The organism is Paenibacillus pabuli NBRC 13638 (assembly GCF_001514495.1).
In the GTDB taxonomy this organism is placed as follows: Bacteria; Bacillota; Bacilli; order Paenibacillales; family Paenibacillaceae; genus Paenibacillus; species Paenibacillus pabuli.
The window spans coordinates 1-20,197 of the sequence record NZ_BCNM01000016.1 but is presented as its reverse complement, the minus strand read 5'-3'; the positions used below and the strand labels follow the sequence as shown (position 1 = coordinate 20,197).

The 20,197-nt window shown below is 46.5% G+C and carries 19 protein-coding genes and 1 pseudogene; 15 read left to right on the top strand and 5 right to left on the bottom strand.

Annotation, left to right across the window (positions count from 1 at the left end; translation table 11 throughout):
- Positions 1-316 precede the first annotated feature (316 nt).
- The 8 genes from PPA03S_RS20760 to PPA03S_RS20725 all read left to right on the top strand — a co-directional run bounded on the left by PPA03S_RS20760 (position 317) and on the right by PPA03S_RS20725 (position 10,660).
- A complete protein-coding gene (locus tag PPA03S_RS20760) occupies positions 317-1,486 on the top strand; it encodes a PP2C family protein-serine/threonine phosphatase (RefSeq protein WP_062325843.1) in 1,170 nt (389 codons plus the stop codon).
- A complete protein-coding gene (locus PPA03S_RS20755) occupies positions 1,483-5,208 on the top strand; it encodes a response regulator (protein WP_062325841.1) in 3,726 nt (1,241 codons plus the stop codon). Before PPA03S_RS20760 ends, PPA03S_RS20755 begins: the two co-directional genes overlap by 4 nt.
- Before the next feature lie 70 nt (positions 5,209-5,278).
- Positions 5,279-6,151: a CheR family methyltransferase gene (locus PPA03S_RS20750; RefSeq protein WP_062325839.1), complete on the top strand. Its 873-nt coding sequence runs from the start codon at positions 5,279-5,281 to the stop codon at positions 6,149-6,151.
- Positions 6,152-6,167: 16 nt separating this feature from the next.
- Positions 6,168-7,841 carry a hybrid sensor histidine kinase/response regulator gene (locus PPA03S_RS20745; RefSeq protein WP_062325837.1) on the top strand — a complete coding sequence of 558 codons (1,674 nt, stop codon included), beginning with the start codon at positions 6,168-6,170 and terminating at the stop codon, positions 7,839-7,841.
- Positions 7,842-7,927: 86 nt separating this feature from the next.
- On the top strand, positions 7,928-8,266 hold the full coding sequence (locus tag PPA03S_RS20740) for an STAS domain-containing protein (RefSeq protein WP_062325835.1): 339 nt from the start codon (positions 7,928-7,930) through the stop codon (positions 8,264-8,266).
- Between the two features lie 18 nt (positions 8,267-8,284).
- The gene (gene rsbW, locus PPA03S_RS20735; protein WP_062325833.1) at positions 8,285-8,737 is read left to right on the top strand and encodes an anti-sigma B factor RsbW; all 453 of its coding nucleotides are present in this window, start codon (positions 8,285-8,287) and stop codon (positions 8,735-8,737) included.
- Positions 8,734-9,507 carry a sigma-70 family RNA polymerase sigma factor gene (locus tag PPA03S_RS20730; RefSeq protein WP_062325832.1) on the top strand — a complete coding sequence of 258 codons (774 nt, stop codon included), beginning with the start codon at positions 8,734-8,736 and terminating at the stop codon, positions 9,505-9,507. Before rsbW ends, PPA03S_RS20730 begins: the two co-directional genes overlap by 4 nt.
- Positions 9,508-9,631: 124 nt before the next feature.
- A complete protein-coding gene (locus tag PPA03S_RS20725) occupies positions 9,632-10,660 on the top strand; it encodes a magnesium transporter CorA family protein (protein WP_082704248.1) in 1,029 nt (342 codons plus the stop codon).
- A 25-nt stretch (positions 10,661-10,685) separates the two neighbouring features.
- On the opposite strand, the gene PPA03S_RS20720 is transcribed toward PPA03S_RS20725, so the two are convergent.
- From PPA03S_RS20720 to PPA03S_RS20705, 4 genes are all read right to left on the bottom strand, one after another.
- Positions 10,686-11,051 carry a DUF5665 domain-containing protein gene (locus PPA03S_RS20720; RefSeq protein WP_082704247.1) on the bottom strand — a complete coding sequence of 122 codons (366 nt, stop codon included), beginning with the start codon at positions 11,049-11,051 and terminating at the stop codon, positions 10,686-10,688.
- A 79-nt stretch (positions 11,052-11,130) separates the two neighbouring features.
- On the bottom strand, positions 11,131-11,538 hold the full coding sequence (locus PPA03S_RS20715; protein ID WP_062325829.1) for a YtxH domain-containing protein: 408 nt from the start codon (positions 11,536-11,538) through the stop codon (positions 11,131-11,133).
- A 65-nt stretch (positions 11,539-11,603) separates the two neighbouring features.
- Complete coding sequence (locus tag PPA03S_RS20710) at positions 11,604-11,861, bottom strand: GlsB/YeaQ/YmgE family stress response membrane protein (protein ID WP_062325827.1); 258 nt, start codon at positions 11,859-11,861, stop codon at positions 11,604-11,606.
- A 134-nt stretch (positions 11,862-11,995) separates the two neighbouring features.
- On the bottom strand, positions 11,996-12,691 hold the full coding sequence (locus PPA03S_RS20705; protein ID WP_062325825.1) for a phosphatase PAP2 family protein: 696 nt from the start codon (positions 12,689-12,691) through the stop codon (positions 11,996-11,998).
- Positions 12,692-12,868: 177 nt separating this feature from the next.
- Between PPA03S_RS20705 and PPA03S_RS20700 the strand changes: the two genes are divergently transcribed.
- Both PPA03S_RS20700 and PPA03S_RS20695 read left to right on the top strand, forming a co-directional pair.
- On the top strand, positions 12,869-13,888 hold the full coding sequence (locus PPA03S_RS20700) for an asparaginase (protein WP_062325823.1): 1,020 nt from the start codon (positions 12,869-12,871) through the stop codon (positions 13,886-13,888).
- 143 nt (positions 13,889-14,031) lie between these two features.
- Complete coding sequence (locus PPA03S_RS20695; RefSeq protein WP_062325821.1) at positions 14,032-14,757, top strand: pirin family protein; 726 nt, start codon at positions 14,032-14,034, stop codon at positions 14,755-14,757.
- Positions 14,758-14,949: 192 nt separating this feature from the next.
- On the opposite strand, the gene PPA03S_RS20690 is transcribed toward PPA03S_RS20695, so the two are convergent.
- Positions 14,950-15,174, bottom strand: a complete 225-nt coding sequence (locus PPA03S_RS20690; protein ID WP_062325819.1) for a DUF1128 domain-containing protein — start codon at positions 15,172-15,174, stop codon at positions 14,950-14,952.
- A 180-nt stretch (positions 15,175-15,354) separates the two neighbouring features.
- On the opposite strand from PPA03S_RS20690, the gene yyaC reads away from it, so the two are divergent.
- From yyaC to PPA03S_RS20665, 5 genes and pseudogenes are all read left to right on the top strand, one after another.
- Entirely contained in the window at positions 15,355-15,870 is a 516-nt protein-coding gene (yyaC, locus tag PPA03S_RS20685; protein WP_062326012.1) for a spore protease YyaC, read from the top strand.
- Positions 15,871-15,952: 82 nt separating this feature from the next.
- Positions 15,953-16,744 carry an alpha/beta fold hydrolase gene (locus tag PPA03S_RS20680; protein WP_062325817.1) on the top strand — a complete coding sequence of 264 codons (792 nt, stop codon included), beginning with the start codon at positions 15,953-15,955 and terminating at the stop codon, positions 16,742-16,744.
- Positions 16,745-16,987: 243 nt separating this feature from the next.
- Positions 16,988-17,698, top strand: coding sequence for a DUF6483 family protein (locus PPA03S_RS20675; RefSeq protein ID WP_062325815.1), 711 nt, complete (start codon positions 16,988-16,990; stop codon positions 17,696-17,698).
- A 109-nt stretch (positions 17,699-17,807) separates the two neighbouring features.
- Entirely contained in the window at positions 17,808-19,085 is a 1,278-nt protein-coding gene (locus PPA03S_RS20670) for a class I SAM-dependent methyltransferase (protein ID WP_082704264.1), read from the top strand.
- 347 nt (positions 19,086-19,432) lie between these two features.
- Positions 19,433-20,197 (top strand): annotated as a pseudogene (locus PPA03S_RS20665) (hypothetical protein); the annotation flags it as partial.

Sequence of the window (20,197 nt, the reverse complement as noted above, 5' to 3'; positions counted from 1 at the left end):
GGAAGAGGACAAGCTTCAGAATCCATTTGTACTGAATCAAAAACATAGATAAGGAATGGGGGAGAACCCCATTCCTTATCTATGTTTTTGCAAGTTTGGGAGCGAAATCAGAGCGCGGCAAAAACAGGGCGCCATGAGGGGCATTTCTCCTTCGATGGTGCCATTTACTGATAGAAGTTTTTTTGGATTACGATTATAGTTAGACTAGGAATTATTATGTCTACCGTTGTTTTTTACGCGAAATTTGTATAATTAAGGTTGTTAGCTGCCCTGATAAGAATCGACAAACCCGGACGCCACAGATAAGGAGATTGAAATGAGAATACTTATTGTTGACGACAATCCGACGAATGTCATTATCATTCGAGAAATTCTGAAAAAAGAGAACTATCGTGACATTGTAACGGCAAGTTCTGCCATGGAGATGTTTGAAGTCCTTGGAATTGGTGAGGAAAGTAACGAACTTCGTCCCAAACCGTCGGATATTGACCTGATTTTGCTGGATATGATGATGCCTGAAATGGACGGAATCGAAGCATGCAGTATTGTGCAGACCTATGAAAACCTTAAAGATATTCCGATTATTATGGTTACTGCGATCGGAGATTCCAAGAAATTGGCTGAGGCATTGGATGCTGGTGCATCCGATTATGTGACCAAACCGATTAATAAAGTCGAGCTGATGGCCAGAATTCGGCTTGCGCTTCGTCTGAAGCAAGAGAAAGATTGGCATAAGGAGCGTGACCAGCGGATTCAGGACGAACTAAAACTTGCAGCAATGGTTCAGAATGCTGTCTTGAGTCCGGCTATTGAAGATCCGCTATTTCATGTCAACGCCATTTATAAGCCTTCTTTTGAACTTGCGGGTGATCTGTATTCGTGGTATCCGCTTGGTGAAGGCAGATATGGGGTTTTGCTGTTGGATATGATGGGGCATGGGATATCCTCATCCCTGTTTACCATGTTTATCGCTTCCGTGCTAAAGGACACCGTTACAACGTATGTCGATCCGGAGAAGGTTATTCAGGAACTGAATCGACGCTTTAATCAGCTACATCTGGAAAAACAGCTGGTACAGTACTATTTTACAGCGATATATCTTGTAGTAGACACACGGATGAAACGTATTGATTACGTGAATGCAGGCCATCCGCCAGCTCTCTTTTTCCGTCAGGACGGAAGTGTGACAACGTTTGACAGTGTATGCTGCCCTGTGGGCTTGTTTGACAAGATGGAGATTGAACCACAGACCATTCACTATGAAGGTGGCGGTCACATTGCACTTTATACAGACGGGTTACTTGAAGCGGTTCAAGGGGATCAAGAGATGCAGCAGGCGTTTTTGAAAGAACAACTTATGGGGTCCCACCAGTGGGATGAAGCTGCCATGCAGGCGTTGTTCTTCGATGATGAAATTCCGCAAGAGCGAGATGACGATAAATGTCTGGTATGGATTACCTTAAATGAAGGGGCCGAAGCTGAATGAAGATCAGAAATAAACTGCTGATTGGCTTTACCGCTCTGATGGCCATCATGATCGTACTCACATTTGTGAGCTACGAACGACTGAACAGCAGCAATCAACAGGTTGACCAAATGTATCAGGAACGGTATTTGAAGGTCAGGTACACCTCGTCAGTCCGTGCAGAGGTTAATGATATAGCAAAAGTGCTGGCTAACTTGTTGCTTAACCCTAACAATTCGATCAGTGCCGCAGATAGTGAACTGAAGGAAATGAAAGGAAGAGGAGAAGGCTACCTCAAGGAAGTACGTGAGCGAGCAGATAGCGCTGGTGAACATCAATTGGTTGACCGTGTAAATACGGCGTGGGAAGCCTATGGTACATACGTATCAAGGCAACTCAGTCTCGTGTCCCAAGGAAGCATGGAGGATGCTAACAACTATCGAAATTCAACAGGGCTCAAAGTGCAAAAAGAAACCGTAGACAGTTTGAATGCACTCTCGCGTTTTCAGGATCAGGAGATTGATTCGGAAATCAAGCAGGCGAACGAGGCATACACCCGTGCAGTTCAGATCACAGTAGGTATCATGATTGCCGGGTTGTTGCTTGCACTCGGGGTTATCATGTGGGTATTGCCAAGCATTACAAGAGGTCTCAATACCGTATCCATGATGATTACCAGTTTTGGTAAAGGTCGTTATCGTACCATTCGTCGTATTCAAATCAAGTCTAAGGATGAGATTGGTCAGATTGCTAGTGTATTCAAGGATGTCTCTAATGACTTGGAAGAAAAATTGGAGATTGAGAAAGCTTATCTTCAAGCACAACAAGATCAGAATTGGATGAGTTCGAACATAGCCAGAGTTCCGGAGTTGTTGCGAGGCATAGGTTCAATTCGCCAGATCTCCCAGATGTTTATTAGCGAGTTCACGCCTGTGCTTGGAGCTCAATTGGGCGTTGTATACCTGATTGATGAAGAGAAGCATCCGGACGAACTAAGACGTTATGGCGCCTATGCCTTTGAAGAGAATGAAGATGTTGGCAAAGAGGTTTACCGTATTGGCGAAGGATTAATTGGCCAAGCCGCACTGGATATGACGCCTATTATTATGGAAAGAACCCCGGAAGATTATGTGAACATTGGATCAGCAACCGGATCATCGCGTGCTTCTGGTGTGATGATCTATCCTGTCGTATTTGAGGATGAGCTGATTGGGGTTGTTGAATTGGCTTCGTTTGAAGGGTTCACCAATCTGCATACACAGCTGTTCTCGCAGCTGATCATGAATCTGGGCGTCATTCTTAACAACGTTCGTCGCCGTTTGCGTGTGGAGGAACTGTTGCGTGAATCCCAGGCGCTTACCGAGGAATTACAAGTTCAATCCGAAGAACTCCAGACACAGCAAGAGGAGCTGCGTCGCTCCAATGAAAATCTGGAAGAGCAGGCGGGAGCTCTTAAACGCTCTGAGGAACTGCTTCAGCGTCAACAGGAAGAGCTGGAACACTTTAATACCGAGCTGATCGCTAAGACTCGTGCGTTAGAAGAACAGGTGCGTGAAGTGGAAGAGAAGAACGATGAGATCGAAAAAACGAAAACCCAATTGGAACAGCAAGCCATGCAATTGTCGATGACCAGTAAATATAAGTCCGAATTTTTGGCAAATATGTCGCATGAGTTACGAACACCGCTCAACAGTCTGCTGATCCTGTCCCAACTATTGTCCGAGAACAAAGATGGAAACCTGAGTGGCAAACAGCAGGAATATGCGCAGACGATTTATATGTCCGGAGCGGATTTGTTGAAAATGATTGATGAAATATTGGATCTGTCCAAGGTAGACGCGGGCAAAATGGATATCAACTATGAGACCGTCCGAATGGAAGAACTGACAAGCTTTGTTCAACAAAATTTCGGGCCGATGGCGAATAAGAAAGAGCTTAAGCTGAATATTGAGTTCGACAGCAACTTACCGGAATGGGTATACACCGACAGCCATCGCGTCAAACAGATTTTGCGGAATCTCTTGTCGAACGCATTTAAATTTACCAATCGGGGGTCTGTGAGTCTGATTGGACGGAAAATGAAAACGGAAGAACTGCCTGGGTATCTGAACACGAATCAGGAATATGTAGGCTTTAGCGTGAAGGATACCGGAATTGGAATTCCTTCGGACAAAACCGATCTGATCTTTGAAGCATTCCAGCAGGTGGACGGTACAACCAGTCGCAAATATGGGGGAACAGGCCTGGGGCTGTCGATCAGTCGCGAGCTTGCGAGACTGCTTGGTGGTGCCATACAGGTAGAATCCTCCGAGGGTGTTGGCAGCTGCTTCACGCTGTTCCTGCCGGATAATCACGAAGAAGTTGTTCAGGAGGAGGAAGCGGCCAGAGAAGCTGCTGCTTCCATGGAGAGCCTCTATTCTCCAAGGGAAATACGGACGATGCGTTCGGGCAGACAGACCATCCTCACGCCTGACCCAGACCCGGAGAGTGTTTCGCTAATGGAGCTCCCTCAACCCGACTCTTCTGTGCCTTCACAGCTGGAAGATGATCAGGAGAACCTAACAGAAGGTGACAAGATTCTTCTTATTATTGAGGACGATGTGAATTTTGCACATATTTTGATGGATATGGCGAGAGGCAGAGGATTTAAAGCTATTGTGGCACTTCAGGGAGATAAAGGGCTCGAAATGGCCCGTCAATATTTGCCGGATGCCATAATTCTTGATATTCAGTTGCCTGTCATGGATGGCTGGGCTATTCTGGGCGAACTGAAAAGCAGCTCGGCCACACGTCATATCCCGGTCCATGTCATTTCGGTTATTGATGATATGAAGCAGGGATTAATGATGGGAGCCATTGCTTATCTGAAAAAACCTTCCAGTAAAGATTCGCTGGATAAAGCTTTCTCTCATATCGAATCCTATACAGAGAATCAATTGAAGCGTTTATTGATTGTCGAAGATGACGAAATACAACGGAAGGCGATCATCGAACTGATCGGTCACGATGATGTTGTAATCACAGCAGTATCGACAGGCAGTGAAGCCTTGAATGAATTGCATAGTCAGCGCTATGACTGCATGGTTCTGGACTTAATGCTGACAGATATGACCGGCTTCGAGCTGCTTGACCAAATTCGGGATGATCAGTATTTGAATGATCTTCCGATCATTATTTATACAGGCAAAGAGCTGGACAGCAAAGAAGAGATGAAGCTTCGTAAATACGCGGAGTCCATTATCATCAAGGACGTGAAGTCACCTGAACGCTTGCTCGATGAGACCACCTTGTTCCTGCACCGGGTGGAAGCGAACCTGCCAGAGGACAAGCGTCGAATTTTGCAAAAGCTTCATAACAAGGAAACCTTGTTTGAAGGTAAGAAAATATTGCTCGTGGACGATGATATTCGGAATGTATTTGCTCTTTCAAGTGTGCTTGAAGGCTATCGGATGGATGTGACATTTGCAGAGAATGGCCGTGAAGCTCTGGAGATTCTGGACAAGAACCCGGAAATCGATCTGGTATTAATGGATATGATGATGCCGGAAATGGACGGTTATGAAGCGATGACACGGATCAGACAAATACCGAAATTCGAGAAACTGCCAATTATCGCCTTAACCGCAAAAGCAATGAAAGATGATCGAGGCAAGTGTATAGAGGCCGGAGCATCCGATTATGTAAAAAAACCGATTCAAACGGATCAATTGTTATCCTTAATGCGTGTATGGTTGTATTCGTAACCCTATAGTTTGGGTAATGAAAGACAATACAACATTACGCAAGTAACAAATGAAGAAGTGGAGAGAAAATATGACACCGTGGGAACCTACCGAGGCGGAGGCAGAATCGATCCGCATGCCGCAAGACGAAGAGCGTGAATTGATCGAGATCGAGTTGCTGTTGGAAGGTATGCACCGTTTATATGGATATGATTTCAGGAACTACGCATTACCGTCGCTAAGACGAAGAATCTGGCATTACGCGCATGCCGAAGGTGTCAAAACCATATCCGGTTTACAAGAGAGAGTGCTGCATGACCGCTCTGCTTTTGATCGTTTTGTTCAGAACCTGTCAATTCCTGTAACCGAAATGTTTCGTGATCCAACCTTGTTTCGTTTCTTCCGGGAACAGATCATTCCTGTACTAAGAACATACCCTTATATCCGGATATGGCATGCAGGATGTTCTACAGGGGAAGAAGTCTATTCCATGGCGATTATGCTGCATGAGGAAGGATTGTATGACAAGGCAAGAATATACGCGACAGATATGAATGATCGCTCATTGCAACAGGCTAAGGAAGGCGTATATGGCATTGAGAAAATGAAACTGTATACTACAAATTACTTGGAAGCCGGGGGCACTCGAGCGTTCTCGGAATATTACACAGCGAAATATAATTCCGTTATATTTCATCCGTATTTACGTAAAAATATTATTTTTGCTGAGCATAATCTGGCGACAGACCGGTCATTTAACGAGTTTAATGTGATTTTTTGCCGTAATGTCATGATTTATTTCAATGATGAACTGCGGAACCATGTGCACGGGCTTTTTCATGAAAGTTTGAGCCATTTCGGCATCCTTGTTCTGGGGTCCAAAGAATCAATACACTTTACGGAATTCAGTGATGCCTACGAGCCGTTAGACCGGACGGAAAAAATATACCGGAAGATTAAATAGGGGGTTAGGCTTAGTCATGGGGCTCAATGAACCAATCCATATATTATTGGTAGATGACCGCCCCGAGAACCTTCTCGCTCTCGAGGCGGTTCTGGAATCGGAACAGTATAACCTCGTCAAGGCAACCTCAGGAGAAGAGGCACTTCGTTGCTTGCTGAAAGACGAATTTGCGGTCATTGTGCTGGATGTGCAGATGCCTGGGATGGACGGAATTGAGACAGCAAAGTTAATCAAGGCGCGTGATAAGTCCAAAGACGTTCCGATTATATTTATCTCTGCAAATAGCAGGGAGGCAGAGCACTTATTTGCAGGATACTCTGCCGGGGCCATTGATTACATGGTCAAACCGTTTATCCCTCAGATTTTGAAATCCAAAATCGAGGGCTTTGTAGAAATGTTTATCACGAATAAACGTTTGAAAACACAAACCATGCTGCTTCACCAGAAGACGCAGGAACTGGAAAAGATGAATCAGCAGCTCATTCAGGCCAAAGAGGAAGCGGAAATCGCTGCAAACGCGAAGACCGAGTTCCTCGCCATGATGAGTCATGAGATTCGCACACCAATGAACGGCGTTATTGGTATGGTCGATCTTTTGATGGAAACGGATCTAAAGGAAGATCAGAAGGAGTATGCGGATATTGTTCGTCGCAGTGCGGATGCACTTGTCACAGTGATCAATGATATTCTTGATTTCACCAAGATGGAATCCGGCAAAATGGAGCTGGAAGAGCATCCATTCGAACTGGTTTCCTGTATTCGTGAAGTATTGAGACTTTTCGCGGTAGAAGCCAGTAAAAAGAATATTGAGCTGGAATATTTCATGGAAGATTCGGTACCCGAATTAATCTATGGAGATATGGCAAGGCTTCGCCAGGTCTTGATGAATCTCATAGCCAATGCCATTAAATTCACGGACCATGGCGGTGTATATCTGATTGTATCCGTTAATGAGGAAAAGGACGGGCGGATGACGCTGGAGTTTGCAGTAAAAGATACAGGAATAGGCATAGCGGCAGATAAAGTCGATCGATTGTTCCAGCCGTTTTCCCAACTGGACACATCCATGACGCGCAAATATGGTGGAACTGGTCTGGGTCTTGCCATATGCAAAACACTTGTTGAAATGATGGGTGGACAGATTTATCTGGATACGAGTGAGCTGCGTGGTGCAACGTTTGTATTTACCATTCAGGCGAAGCGATATGTCGAGACGGAGTTTACAACAAGCATGGGGGAAGATCAACTTACCGAAACGAAAAATGTTGAAATGCATCCAAGCGTGCTCATCGTGGATGATCATCCTATCAATCAAAAACTAATGTCCATCATGCTTGGCAAGCTTGGGCTGATCGCAGACATCGCTGAAGATGGCAGGAAGGCGCTGGACATGGTTATGGCCAATCCAAAATATGATTATGTATTTATGGATTTGCAAATGCCGTTGATGGATGGATTGGAATGTACCCGCAGAATTCGTGAAAGCCTTCCTAAAGGGCAACAACCTGTCATTGTTGCAATGACCGCCAATGTCATGGATGGCATTCAGCAACGATGTTTAGCTGTAGGTATGGATGATTACATTAGTAAACCGGTGAAAATGGGACATGTAAAACAAAAATTATCCCGATTCCAGGAACAGAAGCAATTGTTCAAATCCAATTCGTCGGCCATGAATCATGCGAATTGAAATAATTGCTAATTCGATTTTTGTTTCATACGTGCTGTAGATGGGTTATTAGGTAAAGAAACCATTGATCAGGAGAGAGATGTCTAATGAATACAAATAAAAATGAAAAATTCAATGCAAGAACAGAAACACATGACGGTGTATGCACCGTGTATCTGACTGGCGAACTGGATTTGTCCGTTGCTCCTGAGTTCCGATTGGTTATGGAGCCACTCGTGGACAACAAGGAACAAGATTTGGTCATTAACATGAACGATTTAAAGTACATTGATAGTACAGGGATTGGTATCCTGTTATCTGTTCTGAAAGCACGGCATGGAATGGAAGCTCGCTTTGAAGTACAGGAAGTTCCTGCGCAAATTCAGAAACTTTTTGATATGACGGGTATTGCCAAATTCTTTGTCTCACAGAAGAATTCCCAATAGGAAAGGATCGAAAAAGGAATGAATGCAGAAGTTCAAAGAGTCACCCTTAATTTACCGGCGACAGCTGATTACGTTGATATTGTAAGACTCAATCTATATGGTGTTGCGTCCAAAATGGGATTTTCTTATGAGGACATTGAGGATATGAAAGTTGCTGTATCCGAGGCCTGTAATAACTCTGTACTTTATGCTTACTCACACGAAGGCGGCATGGTTGAGGTTGTGTTCGAAGTGGATAGCGATACGCTGGCGATTACCGTCAAGGATGAAGGTGCAAGCTTCGAGAACATTAATCCGGCAGTATCACGTGCTGGTCTTCATGACAAAGAACTGTCAGATGCCCAAATCGGTGGCCTTGGTTTCTACCTGATGCAGGCTTTGATGGATGATGTCAGTGTGGAAAGTGAGACGGGCAAAGGTACGAAAGTGGTACTCGTAAAACGTCTTGCAAGAAGTGAGGAGAAAGTATGAATGAAAAAGTGACTCCCCCAGAGTCCATGTCTGAAGCGATAGGTTTGATCTGGGAATACCAGCAGACCCAGGATAACGAAATTGCAACAGTTCTTATCCGCAAATATGAACCGATGGTGAAGATGGCAGCAGGTAAAATTGCGCGAAATCGACCCGATCTGTATGAGGATTTGTATCAGACCGGGCAGATGGCTCTGATTCGACTGCTGAAGCAGTACGACATCAATCTCGGTATTCCGTTTGAACCTTATGCCATGAAAAGCATGATCGGTCATATGAAGAACTATTTGAGGGACAAGTCCTGGTATATTCAGGTTCCCCGAAGAATTAAGGAAAAGGGAGCGCTCGTTCAGCATGCCATTGACGAATTAACAGTGAAGCTGGAGCGTTCACCAGGTGTGAACGAGATTGCTGAATACCTTGATTTGACTCCCGAGGAAACCATTGAAGTCTTGGCTGGTCGGGAATGCTATCACTATGTGTCATTGGATTCTCCATTATCACAAGATGAGAGTGCAGCCACATTGGGTGAACTGATCAGTGCAGATGTGAATGACTTCGATTCGGTGGAGAAGCGGATGGACTTGCAGCAGGCATTGGGACAGTTGAAGGAACAGGAACAAAAGGTGCTTATTTTGGCATTTCAGGATGGCCAGTCACAGCGGGCAATTGCTCAGAAACTGGGTGTATCCCAGATGAGTGTATCCCGGATTCAAAAGAGAGCCACTGAAAAATTAAAACAGATCATGTCGAATGCTTCTTTATTATGAGATGTAGATCGGTGACGATATTGAGTACGGCATAAAAGGACACGTGATTCCAATGGAATGCATACGTGTCCTTTTTTGAGATTAACGAGATACTAATGAACAGAATGAATGCAGGAGTGATGTTGTGATTGTGGATAAAGTCAAGCTGGAGGCGCGTCGGGACAAGTTCACTTATTCAGACCAGTGGGAATGGTGGGATTGGGTGGCACCTGATCAGGAAAGTATGACCGATGCCTTGGAAGAACTTACGAGCTTATTTCCAGAAATGCAATACTGGCTTCGCAAAATACCGGAGGTAGAGTCCAATTACCTGTCCGTCCGCTTTATGAATGGCACGGAGCCCGTAATATTCGGATCATTATTATATGCTGTCAAGAATGATAGAGACGATCAACGCAAAGATAACCAGATGTTTTTCTACGTGGATCAAAACAGACTGGTTACCCTGAACTTAGATGATAATACAAGAGGTATTATGAATACAGGTGAACGTGCGGCCATGCTACAACAATGCAGAGAGGCTCGGGATGGCATGTTTGTGCTGTTTCGCGCCATATTGCATTATTACCATGTCGGCATGGATCATTTTGAGATGAATCTGCGTGATTTGGAACGGAAGATGGAATTCCGCAATGCTCGCACACTGATGGATCAGATTCTTGCGGCCCGATTTGAGCTGCTGTATTGGAGCAATCTGTTCATTCCTTATTCCGAATTAATGGCAGCTACCAAGGAAGCTTACCTGGATGAAGTGAAAGAGAGCCGTTTTTTCCTGCAGCTCAAGCACCGGATTGAACGAATGGAGCGGTTATTCAAACATTATGAGAAAGAGATTGATACACTGATCTCCATTGATAATGCCATTTCAGGAGTGCGGGGGAATGAGATCATGAAGACACTGACTCTGGTAACCTCGGTATTCACGCCCGCAACGGCTGCGGGAGCCATATGGGGAATGAACTTTGAGAATCTGCCTTGGATCGATAAAACATGGGGTGTTGTACTCGTACTTGCACTCATAATCATTAGCATGATCGGTATGTATGTGTGGATGATGATGAAAGGCTGGACAGGGGATCTGCTCAAAGTGAAGTCCTCCCAGCCGTCGGCGAAAGAAACAGGGAAGAGTGCCAATGGCAAACGAAGGCGATAACTTTGCCAACCTCGCCCCGAGCCTTTTATTTTTTATAATCTTCAATGTATCCCAGTAAGTCAGCAATATATTGTCCCACAATCGGCATGTTCACGAACTGACTGAGAATGAAAGCGAGCAGACCAAGAACAACGAAGGTTCCTACCGTCAAACCTAAACCACGTGCCATACCCGCTGTGAAGTTGGTAATGATGCGTTTTTTGGGACTGCTGTAGTTTTCGATAATATCCTTGATTTGAGATTTTTCCAGACTATCTGCAATTTGATCCAGCCGGGTATTTAGCTTTTTCACCTCATGGCGTAATTCAAAAGGGTGGTCGCTTGTATCATACTGTTGTACGGGTTTTCCTCCAGTGATGGGGGTATTGCCGTTCATTGTGACTTTACTCATGATCTTCCTCCTCCAATCGCTGTGGATAAAAAATAGCCAGCTGTATTCCAGCTGGCTATTGGTCACTCGATAACCTGCCTTACAAGCTGGTCGAGTTCAATTCTTTACGTGCATCTTCCTTCGCTTCTACGGAAGCAGCAGCCACTTCGTCGGATGCTTTGGAAGCTTCATTTGCCACATCAGTCGAAGCTTTTCGCACGGATTCCATCACGTCATTGCGGCCTTGATTTACCGTTTTCGCAATATCCGAAGTTTTGGAAGAGACCGTTTTAGCCAGTTCGGTAGCTTTATCGCTTACCACTGCTGCAACTTCCTTCGTACGATCTGTAACAATTCCGACTTTCTCGGAAAGGTCACCACGCAATTCGCGTCCTGGTTTAGGGGCGAAGAGTAACGCTGCAGCTGCTCCGAGCAAACCCCCAATGAAAATTCCTTTGGCGAAAGTTGAACCGCTTTGTACAGGATATTGTTCTTCTGCTTTATTCATGTCAAATCACTCCTTCTTCAAATTTAAGAAACGGATAACGAAACAACGAACACCTCGTTGACCGATCAGGCAGCCTGTCTGAACAGTCTGGACACAAGCCCCAGCAAAAAGACAAAGAGTGCTGTTCCAGTAATGGCAGGGATCACGGCAAAGTTACCAATAACCGGCCCCCAGTTGCCAAGCACGAGTGCTCCCAGCCAGGCTCCAACAAATCCGGCAATCATTGCACCGATAATGCCTCCGGGCATGTTGTGACCAGCGAGTGCATCACCGATTACACCGATAATGACTGCCATCACAATACTGATAATGATACCCCACATAACAACCGCCTCCTTTATGCTTGATGTAGGATGTTGTCTGTTCGCGTTTGCTTACTTCGTATATAAACGCGGTGCTTCGAGGTGAAACAACCAAAGTGAGGATGAATGAACTGGAAATAGGAGGAAGTCATTCTTCAGAAAGCACGTTTCATCCCTTTAATCATGCAGAAGATCCAGGCCAGACCAGCGGCAAATCCAGTAAAGACATCGGTTGGATAATGTACCCCCAGCATGATGCGACTGATACCGATTAGGAGTATGAACAACATTCCGCAGAAGACAGGCAAAGCCATTCCGACTGCCCGCTGGCGCCGCTCAAGCGCCCAGATGACAAAGAGCATTCCGTAAAAACCCATCGAAATCATCGCATGCCCACTGGGAAAACTATATCCGTGAACGACCAACAGATGTTCCAGCTCAGGTCTGCCCCTCCTGAATATTTCCTTCAATATGGTGTTGACGATCCACATCATGGCAAAACTGCTTAATAACGCATATCCATATACGAGGAAGCGGGAACGTCTTTGCGACAGGAAGAGGATGCAGAAGCCTAGTGCTGCCATGGCTGAAATGTTAAATGAGCCAAGCGCAGTTATGAATGAAATGAAAGGAAACAGATGGAGACGTGTCTCCGAGTTCAGATAGAACAATTGCTGGATCTGGTTATCCAATGAAATGATTATATCGGTGCCCAGTATCGCTCCAAGCGCAGCCAATATAAATACAACTGAAGCGCTGGTTATAATTCCTGCACCGGCCCAAATGAGCAGGTGGCGTATCGGATCTTTGCGATATAGCCCGGCTAAGGATGAATACGATTTGTGCAGCATAGATGAGTATCTCCTTCAGTATGGGATTAGGTGGTAAAGTTTGATAAAGGATTACCCGGATGGCCTGTCGAAAAAACTGTAAAAACGTCGTTTTTGTACTATACTATTTAAGATATCCCATGCGGCGTCATGACGCAAAGCAGAGATGAATTCGGAAGAACAAAGGAGAGAACTCGCATGGAGAGTACCCTGTTAATTAAAGAATACCGTGCGGACGTTATGGAATGCGCCCATTACGGACACATAAGCATTACAGATGAGAACGGCAAGGTTGTATATTCAGCCGGCGATCCTCATTTTAGAGCGTTTACCCGTTCATCTGCCAAACCTTTTCAGGCTATTCCGGGCATACGGGCCGGTATCGCCGGGCATTATGGCTTGACTGCTCAGGAGATTGCCATCATGTCTTCCTCGCACCGATCGGAACCGCTGCATATTCAAGTGTTGGAGCAGTTGGAAAGCAAAATAGGATTGGGAGAAGAGTGCCTGGTCTGTGCTCCGAGTTATCCCCTGAATGAAGAAAGCCGGAACCAATGGCTTCGTGATCAAGGAGAGAAGCGTCGTATCCTGCACAACTGCTCCGGTAAACATCTGGGCATTCTTGCATACACTCAGATGAAGCAGGCCGATTTGGGAAGTTATGCAGAGCCAGAGCATCCAGTGCAGCGTGAAATTCTGGAGACCATGGCCTATATGGCAGGGATTGAACAGAACGAAATTAAACTTGGGACGGATGGCTGCGGCTTTCCGGTATTTTCGTTGCCGTTATCGGCATTGTCCAATGCATATCTGAAGCTTGCCTGTCCGGATCTGATCGAAGATTCGTCTACACGTGCTGCGGTAAAGACCATTACGGCTGCCATGAACGAACATCCTCTAATGGTAGGAGGCACTGATCGTGTGGATTCGGTGCTGCTTGAAGACAGCAACATTGTTGCCAAGGGCGGGTTCAAGGGTGTATTTGGTTTTGCCCTGAAAAAGGAACGTCTTGGCATTACATTCAAAGTGCTTGACGGGTCGGAAGAAGAATGGGCCTGGATTGCCAAGTCCATCCTGGAGCAGATCGGATATAACAATCGGAAAACCATCGAACGATTGGCAGAAATATACCCACCTGACATCCGGAACGACGCGGGTAAAGTCGTGGGGCGGGCAGAGAGCGAATTCAAGCTTCACTCACCTGAAGAAAGCGTATAACCATAAGCAAGGAGCGTGATTAGAATTCCCGGACCACGGGTAAAGATGACATACCAACTGGTATTGATCTATAGAATTCTAAATATACACGCAAGAACTGCTGCGATAGTGCCGCAGCTCTAAACCCTTGGAGGTGGATGAACATGATTAAAGTAGTGACATCGGAAGAAAGGCACACGTCGGATCGAGGTTGGATACACAGCGAATTCAGCTTTTCCTTTGCGGATTATGATGATCCAAGCAATGCCCATTTTGGTTGTCTTCTGGCTCATAATGACAACACACTGATGCCGCAGGAAGGCTTTAAGCGACATCCACATCATGACTTGGAGATTGTTAGTTATGTAATATCAGGTACGCTGAAACATACAGACAGCATGGGAACGGAGCAATTGCTGGAACCGGGAACGGTTCAGGTTATGAGTGCAGGGACCGGGGTGGAGCATTCCGAGACTAACCCGTCCGAGGAAGAACCTGTACGATTCCTACAGATGTGGTTTCTGCCCTCCCAGCGCATGTTGAAGCCCTCGTATACCCATCGTCGTGTGGAAGGTAAGGACCATCTGAATCGTCTTTGTCCGATTGTTTCAGGACAAGGAGGAGAAGCATCAGAAGGAGCGCTACCTATTTCACAAGATGTAACGTGCTACTTATCCCAACTGGAATCCGGGAAAAAATTAATGTACCCTCAACATGAAGATAGGCGTACACATCTCTTTCTGATCAGTGGTCATATCGGGATTGTATGTTCGGATGGCAGCTTCAATCTCAAGCCGGGGGATGCTGCACGAATTCGCAAAAGCTGTGATCTGCAAATTACAGCTACAGGTAGCGAGCCTGCTGAATTTGTACTCGTGGATTTGCCTTAATAGTAAGGGATAACCAAACTGATGTAATATGTATGCCTCAAGCATGAAGCGGTCTGTGCTGTAAGTGCAGTCTTGAAAATAACAACACAAAGGGACCTGTTTCCACTGTAATGTGGGAACAGGTCCTTTTGTGAAGGTTGCTCTAGTATGCCCTTGGTAAAGGTTGCATAAAGATCCATGAGCAATGTCGCTCTAGGACTTGCGGAGTTTGCCCAGTTCAGAGGCAACAGCTTCGACCTCAGAGATACTCAAATGTTCCTTGCCCAAGACCATCTCATACAGATCAAACAGATCTTCATACTTGTCGAGCGGGAAAGCAGAAGCCTGCATGGCAGCTCCACTGGCCATCCGCAATTTGGTTTTGATCGCTTCAATCATATATTCCATATTGGCTGCGCTTGCTTGTGTTAAATCCATCGTTATGTCCATCCCTTCCGTATCGGAAACTGTAGTTATTGTATCATGGTTGGACAAGCCGAGGCTAATGCTTTTGCGGAGAATCGGAGCTTCGGGTAAAATGGGGAGTACAACCAATAGATCTTGGTAGGGAGTTCATGTGCGAAGGGAGAAGACAGGTTGGCATTGTACAAGAGGGAAATGATTCGACACCAGAGCAGAGAAACCGGTAGAAGTGTGCAAGGTGAGGACTTGGTATTATTTTTCAAACGGATTTATCAACTTCATTCACCGCATGAAATCACGTTCGTATGTATCGGCACGGACCGTTCGACAGGGGATGCTCTGGGTCCTCTGACGGGAAGTTTGCTTCAGGAGCACGGAGTGAAACACGTCGTCGGGACGCTGGCTTCACCTTGCGATGCAGATTCGCTGGAGAAAAGGCTGGCACTGATCCCGTCTCATCATGCCATCATCGCCATAGATGCCTGTCTGGGTCCGAAACAGGCAACAGGGACTTATTATCTCGCGGATCATGCACTTGTTCCGGCGAAATCGGTTGGCGGCAAGCTGCCGCCTGTGGGGCATTATAGCGTGGCGGCCGTAGTTAATGCTAATGGCCCCCGACCTTATTCTATTTTACAGATGACTTCCCTTCACTTCGTTATGGGCATGTCTCGAACGATTGCTGAGGCTGTTGTCGAAGCATTGGAATAAAGATAAACGTTTCATTAATGATAAGCAGGCTTAATAATATAGAACATGAATTAATCTAATTCGCGCAGAGAGAGGGATTTATATGGAAAAAGTGATGTGTGACGGAACGACGATTTGTTATGCCGAGCAGGGTAAGGGAGAAGCACTCATTTTGCTCCACGGATACTGCGGCAGTTCGTCCTACTGGGATGAAGTTGTACCTGAGCTTGCACGCAGCTATCGTTGCATCGTACCCGATCTGCGTGGACATGGCAAAACGGATGCACCTGTAGGTACATATACCATCGATCAGATGGGCAATGACGTATTGCAATTAATGGACGAGTTGAAGGTGGAAAAGGCTGTCCTGCTTGGACACTCCATGGGTGGATATATTGCGCTCTCCATCGCACAGCGTCATCCGGAACGACTGAGCGCCTTCGGATTGATTCATTCCACAGCCTATCCGGACAGTGAAGAAGGCAAGGAGAAGAGACTGCGCGCCGTCTCCACCATTCAAACAGAGGGGATTGTCCACTTTATAGACGGATTGGTTCCCGGGCTGTTTGCACCAGAACATGTGGAATCGTTATCGGCACAAGTTACTCGTGTGAAAGAGATCGGTTACCAGACTGCGCCGCAAGGGGCGACGGGGGCTGCACTGGCTATGCGGGAACGGCCGGATCGCCGTGATGTACTGTCTGCTACACCGCTGCCGGTTTTGCTGGTTGCCGGAGAGAAGGATGCCGTCATTCCGCCCGAGCGTACATTTACAAGTGACAAGCCGCATATTGTCCAAGCTGTGATTCCTGGAGCTGGCCATATGAGCATGTATGAAGCCCCGGAAGAATTAATTCAGGTCATTGATCAATTCCTGACAGGATTATCAAAGTGATTTTTTTGGAATATAAATAGGGTGTCAGATGACTTAGCCTACGGCTAGGATCATTGTGCACCTGCTTATACCCCTGCATCGTTCGTTCATGAACAGCAGGGGTTATGTTATATTGGTCGCAGGCCAGAGCATGGATGAAGCCGTGTTTTGGCTTTTTGTCATGGCATGAATTAAAATAATGAAAATGGATCATGAAAATGAGACTGGGATGTGCACTGATCGAACAATGAGGGGGCATTTAGGATGTTCAGGAAAGATTATCTGCTCCGCATGATGGAGGAAATGACCGAAGCGATCGGCAAAGTATTTACACTCAAACAACAGCGCAAACATACGGAGGCTCTATCCGAACTGGACGAGCTGCTGCGTAGACAGTTTGGCTTAAATTTATCTTTGCTGAACTCACTGCCTGCGGAGGATGTCATTGAAATGTTCCGTTTTCGTGGTGTCATAGAAGTGGACAATCTGCAACAAGCCGCCAGACTGATCGAGGAAGAGGCCTATATTTATCATGAAAAGGCGAAAGTAGAGGGCATAGATGATCAGGAAAGAATGGAGTCAGAGGATGAAGCACTTATTCGATGGATGAGAGCACTTCACTTTTATCTGTACGCACTCCACAATGGAGCCAATCCGAAGCTGCTGGATGCCCCGGATCGAGTCGAAGGGATATTGGAGCAAATTAAAGGATATGAATTGCCGGCACGGACGGAAAAACAGCTTGCACTGTATCGTGAGCAACAAGGACGTTACGATCAGGCAGAGAACAGCTGGTATAGACTGCTGCAAGTAGGCGATGAACATCCCATTCATTATCGCGATGATGTGCAGGCATTCTACGAAAGATTAATACAGCTTGAAGACCATCAGCTGCAAGAAGGTGGCCTGCCCCGTGAGGAAGTGGAAGAGGGGCTTGCTGAGCTGAGCCGCCAAGAGATGAACCGATCCTTATAGGTTGGAGCATATTGGATCAAGGCTTGTTACGCGTCTTAACTTGGAGAGGGAACGGAATTGTGGTATGGTAACGGTTGACCAAACCAAATCGAAAGTGAGATGTACCCCCGTGGATTCATTGCGAAAGCTTATACAAGACATCTTTGAACAGAATTCGCTGATTACAGCGACCTGGAGCCAGCTGCGCAGACGGGACAATGTCTCGTATACCAAAGTGCAAGTCAAGCCGGTAACGCTGAAGAATCAGTTACACTATCAATTCGCATTTCATTATAACAACAAAGTGCTGCACGAGAATTTGACTCCGGCTGAAGCGGCAGAACGCATGACTTTGCTGTTCGAAGAGACGTTTCGTCAAGGGCTGCTCTGTACAACAGATGCAGACTATCAAATATTGATCAGCAAAAAATATAAAGTGTCCATACTGACCAAATCCCCTTCCAAGACTGCGGTGGATCTCTCACATAATCGCAAAAAACAATATGTGCTCGAAGAGGGAGTTCCCGTCTCCTTCCTGGTTGAGCTGGGGATTATGAATGAAGAAGGCCGTGTGCTGGCACGCAAGTATGACAAGTTCAGGCAGATCAACCGTTTCCTCGAAATGGTGCAGGACGTCATTCCCCATTTGCCGGAGGGGCGCCCACTCACCATTGTTGATTTTGGCTGCGGAAAATCGTATCTGACCTTTGCTTTATATCACTATCTGTCCGTACAGCAGCGCAGATCACTTCAGATTATTGGACTCGATCTGAAGGCCGATGTTATCGAACATTGCAATGATCTGGCGAACAAGCTTCATTACGGTGATCTGAAGTTTCTTGTCGGAGACATTGCCGACTACGATGAACTCAACGAAGTGGATATGGTCGTGACGCTGCATGCCTGTGATACAGCTACCGATGCAGCTCTGGAGAAAGCCGTTCGTTGGGGTGCATCGGTCATTCTGTCTGTGCCGTGCTGCCAGCATGAGCTGTTTGACCAGATTGAGTCTACCGTCATGAATCCGTTATTGTCGCATGGTATTCTGAAGGAACGTTTCTCTGCATTGGCAACGGATGCCATCCGGGCGAAACTGCTCGATCTGATGGGATACAAAACGCAATTGCTGGAATTTATCGATATGGAACATACACCGAAAAATATTTTGATCCGTGCCGTACGCGGCCAGGCAGGTCAAACGGATGACATGTGGAACGAATATACCGCGTTCCGTGATTTCATTCACGCAGATCCTTATTTGGAGCGGGCATGCGCGGACTTGCTTCCGGGCGGTACCCATTCAATAGAAGCCGTGCAGGACACGGTGGCAGACGCTAACCAGGCCACTTCCACTGGCGAATCCATTAAAGAAGCGGTTAACGATACGACCCATTGTGACCACTGTTAGGTGAGATGAGGTTCAGGTGAATGGTTACGGGATTAGTTGATGGGTGGATAATATGGATACCAGATGGTAAAAAGAGAAAGGCTCAATGCCTTTTTTGATTTTTGGGATCAATGAAAATCGTCTGTTATTATCATCCACGGGATATACTGGTACGAGGGCCTTGTGAATGATTTTAATTTAATTCATGTAATGAACGGTTTGTTCCATCCTGCTTCCAAAATGATATAAATGCCAGATTTGAAATCAGGCAGAAGACCCTATGAACGGGGATCTTCTGCCTTTTTTTGTTTTCCTGATGATGGGCTGGAAGCAGCTCGTAAAAGAAATGGACGAAAGGAGGTAGAGGAGTGGAGCGCATGGAATCGGAAAAAACGGCCACATGGGCGAGGGTAGAGGGATTACAGGGTCTCAACACATCTGATACGGCGGAGAAAGTGGAATCCCTATTGACCGTCGTACTGGGTGCATTGTCATGTATATTATTGTTGCTCGCCTGTCTGAAGAAGGGGCTGTATTACTCAGCGGACGTATATTCCCTAGTTCTGGTGGCATCCGGGATGATATGGATCCTGTTGATTATATGGCTCATTCTGCAGAAAAGGAATGGACCTGCGAGGATTGCACAGCCGATGGAAAGTGATGATAAAACAAAGTCGGTGTTTCAGTCTATGGATCACAACCATATCTACTGGTTCATCTGGCCGCTGGGTATGGCCATCTGGTTTGGTCTGCATGCATGGGCGGGTTCTGTAAGTTTACAGGGCAGCCTGGACGAGATGCTGCGCTGGAGCCTGCTGGCGATTTTTGCACTGCTAACATCGATGCTGGCCTCGCGCATGCATGGAGCTCGATGGTTTGCCTGCGGTTGGCAATTGGCAGGCGGCCTGCTTGTGCTAAGCGGCTTGCTTGCCGCGTGTGGAGTGCTGCCGCTGCCTTATGGGGTCATGCGAACCGCTGACCCCGCGATCAGCTCCGCCGGAGCCAGGCTCGGCGGATTGCTGCAGTACCCCAATGCGTACGGCGCCGTTGTCGGCATGTACGCATTGGAGCGGCTGGCCGCCGCCGCGCGCGCCATGGCCCGGGGGGCCGTGCCCGCCGGGCGGCTCATCGCG

What these genes read in the sequence shown, in the direction of transcription:
- PPA03S_RS20690 (WP_062325819.1), bottom strand. Translation starts at nt 15,174, where the DNA reads ATGGATTTAACACAAGCAAGCGCAGCCAATATGGAATATATGATTGAA.
- PPA03S_RS20745 (WP_062325837.1), top strand. Translation starts at nt 6,168, where the DNA reads ATGGGGCTCAATGAACCAATCCATATATTATTGGTAGATGACCGCCCC.
- PPA03S_RS20750 (WP_062325839.1), top strand. Translation starts at nt 5,279, where the DNA reads ATGACACCGTGGGAACCTACCGAGGCGGAGGCAGAATCGATCCGCATG.
- PPA03S_RS20760 (WP_062325843.1), top strand. Translation starts at nt 317, where the DNA reads ATGAGAATACTTATTGTTGACGACAATCCGACGAATGTCATTATCATT.
- PPA03S_RS20755 (WP_062325841.1), top strand. Translation starts at nt 1,483, where the DNA reads ATGAAGATCAGAAATAAACTGCTGATTGGCTTTACCGCTCTGATGGCC.
- rsbW (WP_062325833.1), top strand. Translation starts at nt 8,285, where the DNA reads ATGAATGCAGAAGTTCAAAGAGTCACCCTTAATTTACCGGCGACAGCT.
- PPA03S_RS20710 (WP_062325827.1), bottom strand. Translation starts at nt 11,861, where the DNA reads ATGTGGGGTATCATTATCAGTATTGTGATGGCAGTCATTATCGGTGTA.
- PPA03S_RS20675 (WP_062325815.1), top strand. Translation starts at nt 16,988, where the DNA reads ATGTTCAGGAAAGATTATCTGCTCCGCATGATGGAGGAAATGACCGAA.
- PPA03S_RS20700 (WP_062325823.1), top strand. Translation starts at nt 12,869, where the DNA reads ATGGAGAGTACCCTGTTAATTAAAGAATACCGTGCGGACGTTATGGAA.
- PPA03S_RS20730 (WP_062325832.1), top strand. Translation starts at nt 8,734, where the DNA reads ATGAATGAAAAAGTGACTCCCCCAGAGTCCATGTCTGAAGCGATAGGT.
- PPA03S_RS20680 (WP_062325817.1), top strand. Translation starts at nt 15,953, where the DNA reads ATGGAAAAAGTGATGTGTGACGGAACGACGATTTGTTATGCCGAGCAG.
- PPA03S_RS20720 (WP_082704247.1), bottom strand. Translation starts at nt 11,051, where the DNA reads ATGAGTAAAGTCACAATGAACGGCAATACCCCCATCACTGGAGGAAAA.
- yyaC (WP_062326012.1), top strand. Translation starts at nt 15,355, where the DNA reads ATGATTCGACACCAGAGCAGAGAAACCGGTAGAAGTGTGCAAGGTGAG.
- PPA03S_RS20740 (WP_062325835.1), top strand. Translation starts at nt 7,928, where the DNA reads ATGAATACAAATAAAAATGAAAAATTCAATGCAAGAACAGAAACACAT.
- PPA03S_RS20705 (WP_062325825.1), bottom strand. Translation starts at nt 12,691, where the DNA reads ATGCTGCACAAATCGTATTCATCCTTAGCCGGGCTATATCGCAAAGAT.
- PPA03S_RS20695 (WP_062325821.1), top strand. Translation starts at nt 14,032, where the DNA reads ATGATTAAAGTAGTGACATCGGAAGAAAGGCACACGTCGGATCGAGGT.
- PPA03S_RS20715 (WP_062325829.1), bottom strand. Translation starts at nt 11,538, where the DNA reads ATGAATAAAGCAGAAGAACAATATCCTGTACAAAGCGGTTCAACTTTC.